The sequence below is a fragment of the Pseudomonas sp. C2.3V genome, from assembly GCF_058536325.1.
In genome coordinates this window covers 521,619-534,932 of record NZ_JBZUBN010000002.1, presented here as the reverse complement: position 1 = coordinate 534,932, position 13,314 = coordinate 521,619, and the positions used below count along the sequence as shown (strand labels likewise).

The 13,314-nt window shown below is 54.6% G+C and carries 10 protein-coding genes and 1 pseudogene; 4 read left to right on the top strand and 7 right to left on the bottom strand.

What is annotated here, in order from left to right:
* Positions 1 to 70: 70 nt before the first annotated feature.
* From gabP to AC4LF3_RS22210, 3 genes and pseudogenes are all read right to left on the bottom strand, one after another.
* Positions 71 to 1,474, bottom strand: a complete 1,404-nt coding sequence (gene gabP / locus AC4LF3_RS22220; protein WP_491836755.1) for a GABA permease — start codon at positions 1,472 to 1,474, stop codon at positions 71 to 73.
* A 303-nt stretch (positions 1,475 to 1,777) separates the two neighbouring features.
* Complete coding sequence (locus tag AC4LF3_RS22215; RefSeq protein ID WP_371106381.1) at positions 1,778 to 2,503, bottom strand: methyl-accepting chemotaxis protein; 726 nt, start codon at positions 2,501 to 2,503, stop codon at positions 1,778 to 1,780.
* 132 nt (positions 2,504 to 2,635) lie between these two features.
* Positions 2,636 to 3,589, bottom strand: a pseudogene (locus AC4LF3_RS22210) (HAMP domain-containing protein); the annotation flags it as partial.
* Positions 3,590 to 3,935: 346 nt separating this feature from the next.
* Here AC4LF3_RS22210 and AC4LF3_RS22205 point away from each other — a divergent pair.
* The 3 genes from AC4LF3_RS22205 to AC4LF3_RS22195 all read left to right on the top strand — a co-directional run bounded on the left by AC4LF3_RS22205 (position 3,936) and on the right by AC4LF3_RS22195 (position 5,972).
* A complete protein-coding gene (locus tag AC4LF3_RS22205; protein ID WP_491836754.1) occupies positions 3,936 to 4,532 on the top strand; it encodes an NAD(P)H-binding protein in 597 nt (198 codons plus the stop codon).
* Positions 4,533 to 4,675: 143 nt separating this feature from the next.
* Positions 4,676 to 4,897: a hypothetical protein gene (locus tag AC4LF3_RS22200; RefSeq protein ID WP_491836753.1), complete on the top strand. Its 222-nt coding sequence runs from the start codon at positions 4,676 to 4,678 to the stop codon at positions 4,895 to 4,897.
* Between the two features lie 298 nt (positions 4,898 to 5,195).
* The gene (locus AC4LF3_RS22195) at positions 5,196 to 5,972 is read left to right on the top strand and encodes a hypothetical protein (RefSeq protein WP_019366715.1); all 777 of its coding nucleotides are present in this window, start codon (positions 5,196 to 5,198) and stop codon (positions 5,970 to 5,972) included.
* Between the two features lie 78 nt (positions 5,973 to 6,050).
* On the opposite strand, the gene AC4LF3_RS22190 is transcribed toward AC4LF3_RS22195, so the two are convergent.
* From AC4LF3_RS22190 to AC4LF3_RS22175, 4 genes are all read right to left on the bottom strand, one after another.
* Positions 6,051 to 7,988 (bottom strand): sensor domain-containing diguanylate cyclase, encoded by a 1,938-nt coding sequence (locus AC4LF3_RS22190; RefSeq protein ID WP_491836752.1) that lies wholly within the window; start codon positions 7,986 to 7,988, stop codon positions 6,051 to 6,053.
* Positions 7,989 to 8,101: 113 nt separating this feature from the next.
* Positions 8,102 to 8,383, bottom strand: a complete 282-nt coding sequence (locus AC4LF3_RS22185; RefSeq protein ID WP_010798824.1) for a hypothetical protein — start codon at positions 8,381 to 8,383, stop codon at positions 8,102 to 8,104.
* A gap of 374 nt (positions 8,384 to 8,757) precedes the next feature.
* On the bottom strand, positions 8,758 to 10,017 hold the full coding sequence (locus tag AC4LF3_RS22180; protein ID WP_491836751.1) for a hypothetical protein: 1,260 nt from the start codon (positions 10,015 to 10,017) through the stop codon (positions 8,758 to 8,760).
* Positions 10,018 to 10,664: 647 nt separating this feature from the next.
* The gene (locus AC4LF3_RS22175) at positions 10,665 to 10,820 is read right to left on the bottom strand and encodes a hypothetical protein (protein ID WP_019366710.1); all 156 of its coding nucleotides are present in this window, start codon (positions 10,818 to 10,820) and stop codon (positions 10,665 to 10,667) included.
* Between the two features lie 190 nt (positions 10,821 to 11,010).
* On the opposite strand from AC4LF3_RS22175, the gene AC4LF3_RS22170 reads away from it, so the two are divergent.
* A complete protein-coding gene (locus tag AC4LF3_RS22170) occupies positions 11,011 to 13,272 on the top strand; it encodes a putative bifunctional diguanylate cyclase/phosphodiesterase (protein WP_407363619.1) in 2,262 nt (753 codons plus the stop codon).
* The last annotated feature ends 42 nt before the right edge of the window (positions 13,273 to 13,314 follow it).

Sequence of the window (13,314 nt, the reverse complement as noted above, 5' to 3'; positions counted from 1 at the left end):
TGCATACAAAAAAGCCAGGACCGTCTCCGATCCTGGCTTTTTTGTATCAGGTGTTTTTTCTAATCGTCCTTCAGCGCCCCTGAACAGCAGCGGCAGGTACCCGGTTGGCCGCCGCATGGCGTTTGCCCACCAGATTACCGATGGCGACCACGATCAGGGCCAGCAGGCCGGTTGCCATGATTTCCATACGGTGCGCCTCGCTGAACAGCATGACGGTCAATGCGCCAACGATGAAAACAATAACTGCCCAGGTCAGGTAGGGGAACAGCCACATGCGAAACTCGATCGCCTCGCCATGGGCTTCCAACTTGTGACGCAGACGCAGCTGGGAAATGGCGATGACCAGATAAACCAGCAAGGCAACAGCGCCGGAGGTTGCCAGCAGGAAGCCAAAGACGGCTTCAGGCATAGTGTAGTTTGCAATGGTACTCATAAAGCCTACGGCCGTGCTGGCCAATACAGCCGAGCGGGGGACGCCGTTTCCCGAGACACGCCCTGTCATTGCAGGTGCATCGCCACGACGGCTCAGCGAGAACAGCATGCGTGAGGCGGTATACAGGGCCGAGTTCAGACAACTGGCTACTGCCACTAGCACCACAACATCCACGATCAGCTTGGCGTGCGGGATGGACATCACCTCAAGCGCACGCTGATACGAACCTACGATAGGCAGTTGGGGGTCATTCCACGGAACCATGGAAACAACCAGGAAAATCGACACCAGATAGAACAGTGCAATACGCCAGATAACCGAGTTAGTCGCCTTGCTGATTTGTTTGGAAGGATTCTTGGACTCGGCCGCAGCAATGGTCACGATCTCGGTGCCCATGAAGCTGAACATTGTCGTAAGCAAGGCACCCAGCACTGCGCCAAAGCCATGGGGCATAAACCCACCGGTCATTTCCATCAGGCGCCCCAGGCCGCTGACTTCCCGTCCTGGCAGCCCACCGGCCAAGGCAAATGCACCCAGCGCAATGAACGCAACAATAGCCATAACCTTGAGCAGCGCGAACCAGAACTCGAACTCACCGTATTTGGCAACACTAAACAGATTGGTAACGGTAAGAAGCGCAGTGATAGCCAGTGCAAATTGCCACGTAGCCACTACAGGGAACCAGGAGTTCAGAATGGACGCTGCCGCAACGGCTTCAAGGGGGATAACCAATACCCAGAACCACCAGTACAACCAACCGATTGTGAACCCTGCCCAACGTCCAATGCCGCGTTGCGCGTAAGAAGAAAAAGAACCCGTGTCCGGCGAGGCTACCGCCATCTCGCCCAACATGCGCATAACCAGTACGACAAGGGTGCCTGCCAGTGCATAGGCCAGCAGAACAGCGGGACCTGCAGCGGCAATGGCGTGGCCGGATCCTACAAATAAACCGGCACCGATTACCCCAGCGATTGAAAGCATAGTGACATGGCGGGGTTTTAGAGCGGGTGAAAGGCTTTTTTCATTATGTACTTGGCTCATAGGTGCTACCTAAAGCGGAAAAACCCTTCAGCAGCAATATATGAGCCAGCTACCAAACACCTTTGCTAAATGCCATAAATTGGAGCGAACTTCCACCAATGTGCACGATTTTTAAGCTTAATCCTTGCTATAAGCTTGCTGAATGGTTTCACCCATATAAATAGCTCGCACTTTAATTGTGCTTATAACGGTAACAATGTGTGCAACCCGCATCAAAAAGGTGCATAGATTGGTAGCACCCTGGTTGCACCTTTGCAAGACAACTAAAGAAAGCCTCGCCTTAATGGCAAGGCTTTTCCTAAGTCAGATTCTGAAACTTGAAACGAGCTGATCGAGGCGATTGGCCTGTTGTTCCAGGGCATGGCAAGCGCCCAGGGTCGCGTTCAGGTTTTCCACGCCCTGCTGGTTGAGCGAGTTGATCTCGGTAATGTCGACATTAAGCGACTCCACCACCGCGCTCTGCTCTTCCGTAGCGGCCGCCACCGATTGGGTCATGCCATCGATATCGGTAATGCGCTCGGCTACCGAGCCCAACCGCTCGTTGGCTTTTTGCGCGATGGTCATGCTGTCCTCGCTGAAGCGCTGACTTTCGGTCATGGTGGAAACCGCTTCGCTCGCCCCGGTTTGCAGCTCCTGAATCATGCTCTGGATCTCTCGGGCCGAACTCTGGGTACGATGTGCCAGACCACGCACCTCGTCCGCTACCACCGCAAAACCACGCCCGGCATCGCCTGCCCGTGCAGCTTCGATCGCAGCGTTGAGCGCCAGCAGATTGGTCTGCTCGGAAATGCCCTGGATCACTTCCAGGATATGTCCGATGCGGGTGGTCTTCTGGTTCAGCTCATCGATACGGCCGCAGGAGGCGCTGATGTTGGCGGATAGGGTTTCCATTGCCGTCAGGGTCTGGCCCAGTACGCGGCGACCCTCCTCGGCCTGCTGCCGGGCACTGGTAGCCTGTACGGACGCATCGGCAGCGTTGCGAGCGATCTCCTGTGTAGCGGCGCCCAACTGGTTGATGGCTGCCGCCACGCTTCCGGTACGTCCGGCCTGGTTGTCCGAGTTGTGCAGCGAGGAGTTGGAGGCCGCCAACACCTGACGGGAGACCTCGTTGAGCTGACGGGTACTGGCCGATACTTCGCTGATCGAGCCATGGATACGCTCGACAAAGCAGTTGAAGGCAGCGGCCAGCACACCAAACTCGTCCTGGCTATTGATGGCCAGACGCCGGGTCAGGTCGCCCTCTCCTTGTGCGATGTCCTGCATCGCCTGGCTCATGGTCGTGAGCGGACGCATCAGCACACGGATCAGCACACCCAGGAGCAGCATGATCAGCACAACGCCAATCACCATGGCCAGCACGGCCGAGGTTCTGAACTCCTTGAGCGGGGCGTAGGCTTTCTCTTCATCAACCATCAGGCCCAGGTACCAGTTGACCGATGGCAGACCGGTGACCGGCTTGAAGACCATAAGCTGAGGCTTGCCGTCCAGCTCGACCCGCTTGAGCGCGCCATCCAGTGCAGGCGCACCGGCGGGAAACAGCTCAGCGAGGTTTTTCATCACCTCCTCTTTTCTGGGGCTGACCAGTACCTTGCCTTCGCTATTCACCAGAATCGCATGACCGATACCGCCCAGGTCGAGCGAATTGACGATACCCACCATCGTCTGCAGACTCAGATCGCCTCCCAGAACACCCGCCAGTTGCCCCTCATGCATGACGGGTGTGGCAAGGCTCATGATCAATCCGCCCGAAGCGGCATCTACATAAGGCTCGGTCAGAATCGAACCGGCTTTGGTTTGGGCGCCCTGATACCAGGGGCGTGTTCTCGGGTCATAGCCGGCAGGCATACTGATAGAGGGTCGAACTGTAAACGTACCGTCCGCCTGCCCCAGATAGGTCAGGTCAAAGCTTGAGGTATATGCTTTCTGCTCCAGCACTGCAGTGAATGCCTGAGGGGCAAGATTACGCTGTACCGCCTGCGCCTCTCCTTCAAGCAGCGTGATACGCCCACTTACCCAGTTGGCAATATTGCTGGAGGCACTGGTGCCTAGTTCATTGAGGCGAACGGTCAGGTCCCGGGTGATTGCCGTACGTTGCAGATAATCGTTGTACGTCATGAACAACGAGAAGGCAGCAATCAGCACTACCGAGGCCGTTGCCAGGATCTTGTGGCTGAACTTTATTCTACTGAGCATACGACTCGGCCCTACTGAAGGTGGGGATATATAAGGTCTGGCTAACAGATTTCTGTTTGGCTATAGAGGCTATCGGCCAGTCACGTGCGGTCTTCAGCGGCGCGATAATATTTTTCTACAGAGCGACGAGGATTGGCCTACTGTTTTCTTAAAGCCTATGACGACTCGGCCGATGTAGCCTAAGCAGTGGGATGGCCGGTACGGTCGCGGCAGAACCTTGGGCGCTCCGTCCGGTCAGTCATCTAGGATTGACAGAGGCGAGGTTCTCATGACGTATGCAGCAGCACGAGCGCTCAAGGTCGCGGTCTACGGCGCGCAGAGCCCGCTGGGCCAGGCGTTGATCAACGAGTTGCTTAATCGCGAACATAAGGCCGTGCCGCTACAGGCGGATCTCAAGGCATTACCGCCCCGCCCCTATCCCCAATCGACTCCTGGCCATATGTTCAGCGCCTATAAGGTCAGCCAGGGGGTGGCAGGAATGAAGGCAGTCGTCGCGGTACTGGAACCGCCTCGCGTAGTAATTGAGGTCGAAGATCCCAACTACCTGATCGATGCTGTGGCTGCACTCATCAGCGGCCTACGCAAAGGCAAGGTATCCCAGCTCATGCTAGTGGGTGATTTCGCTGCGCTGGAAGATGAGGATGTCGACCCTCGCTGGCGACGTGTCTGCCAGAAGATTCACGAGCAGCTCGATACCAGCCCGCTTCACTGGACGCTGGTCAACTGTCCCATTTTGGATGAACGGGAATCCGACGACTCGACCAGTCTCGAAGAAGATTATGAGCTTCTTCATCTCGCCGCCGAGGTCGCCGATGTACTTGAAAAACCCGGGCATAGCGGTCGCCAGCTGAACCTTGATCCCTGACCGGCTCGTTCGCTGGCCTGAGGCAGCATGGCCGCCTCTATCAAACAGAAAGCTGGACACTTCTTATACGCACCGCTTCACAAATCCATCAGTTGTGATATACCACGCGCCCCGTTACCCATGAGCAGGAAGCAGGAGTCATCATGGACCCGTACTGGAAGCGTTATATCCGCTGCATCAAAAACCCGGACAGCCTGGGAGAGATTCGCTGGAACAAGAACGCGGCCGAATCCTATGCCTGGCAACTGCTGCTGGAAAACCTGATCACGGAGGATCAGTACGCGGCATTTCTGGAACAGGAAAAAGCTGGCCGGTATATCGATGAGGATGTCGTTGAGCCTCAGCAGGGCTCACAAGCGAGCTAAGCCTCGCTCTTAAAAAATTGCTCTTATCAGGCAAATAAGACTATTTATTCTTGATTTTAGCTATTATTTAGCTATTAAATAGCCACTATAATCGAAACCTTGGGATATTTTATTTCCCTGAACTTTGCACACGTTCGCCGTTTCGCTTGTTCCAAATAGCAGTACGTGACTCCCCGCACAGTCACTCCTTATAAATACCGCCTCCTCCTCGCACAATGCGTCCCCGCAAACGCACCAGGATGCCGTTTGCAGCCCACACCTGTTGTTTAACTCTCATAAATATATGGAGGATAGGGTCTTGTTCACCCGTTCCCTGAAGCTTGCCACACTCTTTGCTGGATGCATCGCCAGCGCACATTATGCCGCTGCTGCTCAGAGTTCTGAGGCTTCTTCGTGCACCATTCGCATGTTGTTCGTTGGTAACAGCTACACCTATGCGAACAGTTTGACGACCACCCTAATGGGAATGGCGTCACGCGCCCACGATAGCGCATCATCGTCTTGCACCATCGAGGCGGACTCGATTGCCAAACCCTCATATACCCTTGAGCAGCACTGGAACAGTGGAGCGGTACAAAGCAAGCTGGCAAGCAACACCTATGACTATGTAGTCCTACAGGAGCACGCTGCTCGGCCATTGCTTCAGCCAGAACGACTGGAAGAATACGCACTGAAATTCAATGACCTGATTCGTGCCCACCATGCCAAGCCGATTCTGTTCGAAACCTGGGCCAACGAGAATCAACAGGGTAAGCAACCACAGATCTATAAGGAGTACGTGAGCCTGGCGCGCAAGATGGGCGCCCAACTCTCCCCTTGCGGTGAGTCTTGGAAGGGTACGTTTGCAAGCGATTCAGTGGCCAAGCTGTACATAGCTGACGGGCGCCATGCCTCTTTCTCAGGCGGGTATGCCTGCGCCGCCTCCTTCTACACCTTGCTATTCCGTCAGAAGCCTCTTCAGCCCAGCGCAGAAGAGGCCAATATCCTCGCGTCGGATAAGACATCCGCACCGGAGCTGCACCAGGCGGCTCACCAAGCCGTCGGTAAGCTGGCTCCCGATGTACGCGGCTGGTAAGCGCTTGGTCATCTACTGATCGCGCATACCGCAGGCCAGTCTCTTGCAGACTGGCCTGTTGCAGGAGAGGTGTGCTGACTAATGGACAGTAATGGCAAAACAAGACTGGTTACGTCCTGCGGCCTTGGCCTGGTAAAGCGCTGTGTCAGCCGCTCTGGAATAGTCGACACGCGTATCGTCTGGTCGAGGAAAGCGGCATTCAACGCCAATGCTTACCGTAAAACGCAGCGTTCCGCTGTCCGTCTTGATGCCAAGGGAGGCCATGTCGACTCGAATACATTCGACAAGCGTTGCCATTTCAGTCGGGGTGCGATTCATGAAGAGTAGAATGAATTCCTCTCCACCAAAACCCGCCGCATGATCGCCTGCCCCCTGGGTATGATTCAGCAATACCTGCCCAACCTTGACCAGACACTCGTCACCTGTCGAATGACCATAGGTATCGTTAATTTGCTTGAAGTGATCGATATCGATCATGACAACACTCAGCATTTGCCCAGTTGCCAGGGCCTGTGCAAGCGAGGCGGTAAAGTTTTCTTCAAAAGCACTTCGGTTCTGTAACTGGGTCAGGGCATCCAGTCGGCTCAGGCGTGACAGCTGAAGGTTTGCCTCCTCCAGGGCCAGGGTCCGCTCCTTCACCCGCCGCTCGAGTGCTTCGTTGGTTTCCTGCTGAAAAATCAATAGTTTCTCTTGTGCCTGCAAGGTTGCCAACCGCTCTCGTGCCAGATGCTCGCTGGTTCTTATGGCCTCCTGCTTTGCCTGTATTCGTGCTGCACGCTCACGGTTTATCCGCTCGGCCAAGGCCATCGACAGCAACAGGAACTCAAGCGCGAACCCCAGCATCTGGACATACAACGGATTGACCCACCCTTTGCTCAAGCCGGACATGACCAGCGTCATATATAAGGTGGCTAGATTGAGCACTATCCAGGCGATGGTGAAATAACGGGCCGATACATGGCCTCGCCACCACAAGGCAAGGCCAACCCATAGCCCCGTGAGGCAGCTGAGAAAGACCATGACATCGATACCGAGAAACGGAATGAACGCAGGGTCGATCGCGATAATCAGCGAGGCGCCAAGCCAATAGATCAGGAAGCTTTTACACAAGACTGAAAAGAAGCGGCTGTGGCTGGATAGCTGAAGAAAGTGCTTGATGAACTGGGCGGCACCGGCCATGCAAAGCGAAATGGACAGAACGGTGGCACGCACTGCCAGTTCGGTCCATTCCGGCCACAGATACAACCGTCCAAAGCCGGTCGCACAGACCATATAGAAGATGGCACCAGCCAGATAACCGCTATACCAGAGATAGGCCCGGTCCCGTATGAAGACATAGAGTGATAGGTTGTAAGCCAGCATGATGACTGCTGCGCCCAGAAAGGCGCTCAGGCTCAGGGCTGTTTGCGTATAGATGCGTTCATACGCGGCAGGAGACATGATCTCCATCGGAATGGTCAGCGGCTGGCTCGCCCGCATGCGACCGTACAGAACCATGGCCTGATTGGGCGGCAAGTCAAGCGTAGCGACCGGATAAGGGCCGCGGGTGGCTTGCCTACTCAAGGGTATGCGATTACCAAGCGATTCGACTGAAGACCACCGCTCCAGAACAGGATCGAACAGGCGCAGCTCAAGCTGATCGATCAGAGGGGTTTCGGCCACCAGTAACCATCGGCGAACCTCGGACGAGGGGTTTTCCAGCCTTAATCGGATCCAGCTACCGTCCTGCTGATACCCAAGGCTGATTAATGCCTTTGCGTTCGGCTGCCACGCGCTATCAGGTACAGCGTAGCGAATAGCCTCGAATGTCTCGGCGAAGGGGTGCAACAGATAGTCCGTCTGGTAGCCTGCAGGATAGTTATCCTGATTATCCAGAACCAATACGCGTCCTGGTGCAGCAGGTGCTTCTGCTGCCAACGTGGAGCAAGCGATCAGCACCACGGCGAGCGACGTAATACCTGCTGAACAGGACAGCCTTCGAAGGCAAGCGTGTAATACAAAAAGCAAAGCGCCCATCGAAGAACCTGTCATACATCATCAAGAATAAAGCAGATCGTCAGCCCTACGAGTGGCTTGTCACTATCCGGCTCCATAATGAGCCGGTTACCAGCCAGCTACTTAACGGCGGCTCATTCAACACCCAACCTTTCCAAACGGTGTGCCTGTACCCGAGAAACAAAACCGCCGATCAACATGGCGGATGTTCCACTGACAAGCCCGGCCCCTTCCAGCGCAATCATGAAACCATCAATCTTGGCAGCGGCCAGCTCCAGCTCAGATACATTCCGGGCGGTACGCAAAGCGTCCAGAAAGAAGTAGAAGCTATCGATATTGGCGGCCGGCAGTCGGGCACCGCAAATATTGTCCAGCCGGTTTTGCAGTTGATAGCAATCGAATTCGGTCAAGATCATGGATGTCTGCCCCTACCCAGTCGAACTGCCAGCTGATGTCTAGATGACACTTCGACTACAAGGAACGAAAACGTTTCCACTCGATATGACTGAACACTGCCGCTCTGCTTGCACTACCTGATGTATTGCAACAAGCATAATGGCACTCAGCCATCACCGTAATCATCAATGAGCGCCACTGGATAAATGGAGCAGCAGAGGTGACGGCATGACAACAATAGACTGAACGGCTAGTACCTTTGGCATGTACTGGTGTATCGATTTAACTTTTTCACGCACTCATGCACGTATTGCCTGATATTTCCAACTCGGGATACGCAGGCTGGTAGGTAAAAAAACGGCCCTCCACGGGCCGTTTTAATGTCAGATGCGGTTCAGGCCAACTGATAAGGCTCCCGCTCGGGATGATTGGACAGCGATTCGTTGGGCGTCTGGCTATGAAACGTTTTAAGCGCCTGGAAAACAAATAACAAGGCAGTCATACCCTCCTGATATTCGAAGATACCTTGCAAAGGCCAGATAGAAAGATGGGCCAGGAATACAGCCAAGGTAAAATCCAGACTGGGATTCAGCCGCTTGGCCACTTTGAAATACACCAGGAAGCTGACCGGAATGATCGCGATGGTTAGAAAACCAAAGCGGAACAGCGTACCGATCACACCTACATCCGAAAGGAAGAAGTAGTAACTGAAGTAGTGCTTGAAACCATCATTCCACATCAGGCTCAGACTACCGCTGGGTACCCAGTTGTACTCATGCAGATGATCCATGATCTGGGCGATGGTAGCCTCGCGCACATTATCCGTAGCGCCGTTCTGGGCAGATTGCATGTAGAAATCGATATTAACCCCGAAAAGCTCGAGCAGGTCAGGGTCGATAACGAAGGGGGAAACGAGCAAGCCGCCAATCACCGCCAGCTTTACGGACTTAACCCGCAGACACAGGAACGTAAAGATGATGCACAGGAGAATGACCTGCCGGGTCTGTGTGACGAACACCAGTGTTGCAAGGTAAACGAGCGCCAGCAGTCCATAGCGAAGACTGGAGCGAGGGCTGCCGTCGATAGGTGATTTTCCTTTGCCCCAGAAGTAGATGCTCAGGCAGTAGCCAATGATTAGGGCAAATGCCCCGGTCGAGGCACGGCCCGGTCGGCTGAGGTCCAGGTCCATCCCATCTCGCAGATCTGGCAACACCTCGAAATAGCACAGCCAGGACAGGACAACAGCCCCTAGCGCCACGATCAGAATGCAATTTTCAAACTGTGCCGCCGACACACGTTTGGCCAGGTACAACAAGGGAATGACACTAAAGCAGAGCAGTACCCTGCGTTCTTCGATTACCCCATAGACCAGCGGCTGACCATAAAAGAGCTCGGCAAACAACGCCGGGAGGAAGGTAAAGGTAAAAGCCGAAAACAGACAGAACAGGAACGCAACACTGTAATCTTTTCGCTCAGCTCCAACGGTTCCCACCAGAAACATGGCGCTGAAACCCAAACAGGCGGCCAGATAAAGCTCTGTCAGGTATTTAATACCAATAGGGTTCTGGGGATTCTGCTCAAGCAGCCCGAAATGCAGCACAAACGCCAACCCTAATAAACCACAGTACAACGTATTTGTACTTACTTTCTTCATTGACTACCCGTCCTATTACCTGGACATGACGTGCCGCCTGATGCGGCTACACAACCGATACGCAATCCTTGATTGCACCACTCTGAAACACCAACAACCTACCGCGCTCAAGCCGTGGGGACACACCTGCTACTAAAGTCACTGCTCAAAAGCGCGAACGCAACCGATCGACTTACAGCATCAAATGGTTACATTTGTACATACAAAAAACTTAAATTTACTTGACAGACCTTGATGCAAACAGTCGGACTCCAGGATCTAAAAGAGTTCAATAAGGCGCAATGAAAGCCATCAAGGCGATGCATAAAGGGAGAAGTCGCTAACACTTAGGGCTGAGAGGAAGCGAGAAGATACTGCGCCCAGCAGATACAGGGCGCTACGGAAGAGCCCTATACGTAATAGAGCAGAACAGCGCGCCTGTAATGCCAGGCGGCGAGTTCATTCAACAGTAATGGAGGTGACACAAGTTAACCCTGAATGACAGCGTTGAGCTTTTCCTCCGTGTCGACATCCTCGGCCATGACCAGCTTGCCCTGGGCATGACATGGCAAAACGATAGATGCGAGGCTGCTCAAATAAGGGACATTGCCAGCCGCTTGACGATAGGCATGTCGAGCCTGATGGTGTCGGTAGGAAATTGGCGGACATTAGCCAAAGAACACTACAGCGCTTGCAAGAACAAAGGCAAACAGTCCGATATAGGCCAGAGGCCGATCAAGGCGAACAGTACGTGTCGCCTTATAGCTGCGCCCCATGTGCCCTAGCACAAGCGCTACGATCAACATCCCTGCTGCAATGAACATTCCTGTTAAACCTGTACTCAAACCGCTGCGCTGTTCTATTTCAGCGCTTGCCATTGACAAACGTCCCGAATAACGGGCTCAGATCGCTGTTATCCGACGATTGGGCCGCATTTATCTAGCAATTTTGACTCAGACGTCTATCTGAATGCCAGTACGGAATTGCGCCTAGGCGAAGGAGACCAAGGTCGCCATGTTTGTGGATTTTCTTTCTAATGCCGCTCTACTTCTGGCGCTCTGCTGGCTACGGGACTACCTCTGGCGTACCTGGCCACACAAGGTACTGTCATCGGAACTGATTGTTGGATGTGCAACGGGTCTGATCTGTATTGCCGTCATGATACATCCCGTACCGATTGGCCTCGGGATCTTTGTAGATGCGCGGCTGGCCATACTGTCGGTGACCGCCCTGATGGCAGGCCCCCTGGTTGCCAGTATTGCAGCAGCAATGACGGCACTGTATCGGTTCTGGCTAGGCGGCGTAGGGGCCTACCCCGGCGTATTGAATGCCTTCATGGCGGTGGCGTTAGGTCTCGCTTATCGCATGGCCTACCACCGAGGTTGGATCAGACAAGGCCCTCTTCAGGTACTGTTGCTGGGCGGTGCGGTACATGCCCTCGCCCTGCTCACGCTTACCCTCGTATATGGCCCTTTCGGCCAAGCGGCTCAACGTACCATGCTGGCCATGATGCTGACGATGCCCCCTACAGGCCTGCTCGTCTGGCTTCTGTTTCGTGACCAGGAGAAACGTAACCAGGCTGAACAGGCTCTGGCGCGAAGCGAAGCCCGGCTGAGCGCCATTACCCAGGCGATTCCTGACATCCTGCTGGTTATCGATCAGGACGGTCGCTTTCAGGAGGTCGTCTCGTCCTCCCATGATGCCAAGAAGATCAATGAGCACTTGGCGAAGGTGGGCCAGCGATTGCAGGATGTGCTGCCTTATACCCAGGCGAACTACCTGACCACCTGGGTCAGAAAGGTCCTGAAAAGCCCGACACCTCTCACCCTGGAATACCAGCTCAGCTCTCCTTCGGGGGAACGCTATTTCGAGGGCAAGGCCCAGGCGATCGCTTCGGATGCAGAACATAAGCAGGCGATCGTCATGGTAACTCGTGATGTCACGGCCAGGCATGAGTACGAAGAGCAGATCCGTCGGCTGGCGTTTTACGACACCCTGACCGAACTTCCCAATCGGCGCTTTTTCCTGGAGCGGCTCAAAACGGCCCAGCTTGCCTGCCAGCGACACGGACACAGCGGCGCCCTGCTATTCATCGATCTGGATAACTTCAAAAACATCAATGATCTGTATGGCCACGATGCCGGCGATACCGTCCTCAAGGAAGCAGCACACCGTCTGAAACAGATCGTGCGGGTAACTGATACCGTGGCTCGTCTGGGAGGAGACGAGTTTGTCATCCTGCTGGAAGGCTTGTCGGAAGACGAGCAAGCTGCCGCGCACCAGGCAAGTCACATCGGCCAGCAGGTGCTGTCGGCCCTGGAGCGTCCTTTCGAATTCGAACAAGGTAATCAGACTATTAGCGGTAGCGTAGGCATTGTGTTGTTTGACAGCAGAAGTGCAAGCCACGACTTGCTTCAGCAGGCCGACATCTCTATGTATTCAGCCAAGAGCCACGGCAAGAATGCCATTCGCTTTTACGATCCGAGCATGCAAAGCAGCATTGCTGCCCGCCTGCAACTGGAGCAACAGATCCGGCAAGGGCTGCTCGACAATGAATTCCGCGTTTACTATCAGCTTCAGTGGAGCGATCAGAAAGGGCTTATCGGCCTTGAAGCGCTTCTGCGCTGGCAGCATCCGGATTGGGGCCTGGTAGGCCCTGCCGCCTTTCTGGAAGTCGCAAGCAACACAGGATTACTTACCGAACTGGACCGCTGGCTGCTCGATGAGGTGTGCTCGCAGTTGCTTGCCTGGTCAAAAGAGCCTTCTCTCGCCCACCTACCGGTTTCGGTCAATGTCTGCGCGTCCCATCTACGGCAATCCAGTTTTGCCACTGAGGTCATGGACGTCTTGAAACACAAGCATATCGACCCTGCCCAGATCAAAATCGAGCTGACCGAGGCAACTCTGATACTGGACCTCGACCAGGCCTGTTCGCATATCGAAACACTTAGAGGACAAGGTGTTCGCTTCGCCCTGGATGACTTCGGTACCGGGTACTCATCACTCAACTATCTGCAGAAGCTGCCCATCGATCAGGTCAAGATCGACCAGAGCTTTGTGCAACGGCTGCCAGGGTCGGAGAGTGTTGCCATCATCCAGGCCATTTCCGGTCTGGCTACGACCTTTGGCCTCGATATCGTAGCAGAGGGTGTGGAAAGTGAAGCACAGCGCCAGCTGCTGGCCGAAAATGGTTGCACCACCTATCAGGGCTATCTGTTCGCTAAACCCTTGCCGGCTCGAGACGTAGTCCGTGCGGCGGAGCTGGCCAGCACCTGAAGGGAGTGATTGCCAGGTGTGGCAGACCAGCAGTCAAATCCT

Coding starts and splice junctions, on each gene's coding strand:
- AC4LF3_RS22180 (WP_491836751.1), bottom strand. CDS start 10,017: ATGAAGAAAGTAAGTACAAATACGTTGTACTGTGGTTTATTAGGGTTG.
- AC4LF3_RS22170 (WP_407363619.1), top strand. CDS start 11,011: ATGTTTGTGGATTTTCTTTCTAATGCCGCTCTACTTCTGGCGCTCTGC.
- AC4LF3_RS22205 (WP_491836754.1), top strand. CDS start 3,936: ATGACGTATGCAGCAGCACGAGCGCTCAAGGTCGCGGTCTACGGCGCG.
- AC4LF3_RS22190 (WP_491836752.1), bottom strand. CDS start 7,988: ATGGGCGCTTTGCTTTTTGTATTACACGCTTGCCTTCGAAGGCTGTCC.
- gabP (WP_491836755.1), bottom strand. CDS start 1,474: ATGAGCCAAGTACATAATGAAAAAAGCCTTTCACCCGCTCTAAAACCC.
- AC4LF3_RS22200 (WP_491836753.1), top strand. CDS start 4,676: ATGGACCCGTACTGGAAGCGTTATATCCGCTGCATCAAAAACCCGGAC.
- AC4LF3_RS22175 (WP_019366710.1), bottom strand. CDS start 10,820: ATGTTCATTGCAGCAGGGATGTTGATCGTAGCGCTTGTGCTAGGGCAC.
- AC4LF3_RS22185 (WP_010798824.1), bottom strand. CDS start 8,383: ATGATCTTGACCGAATTCGATTGCTATCAACTGCAAAACCGGCTGGAC.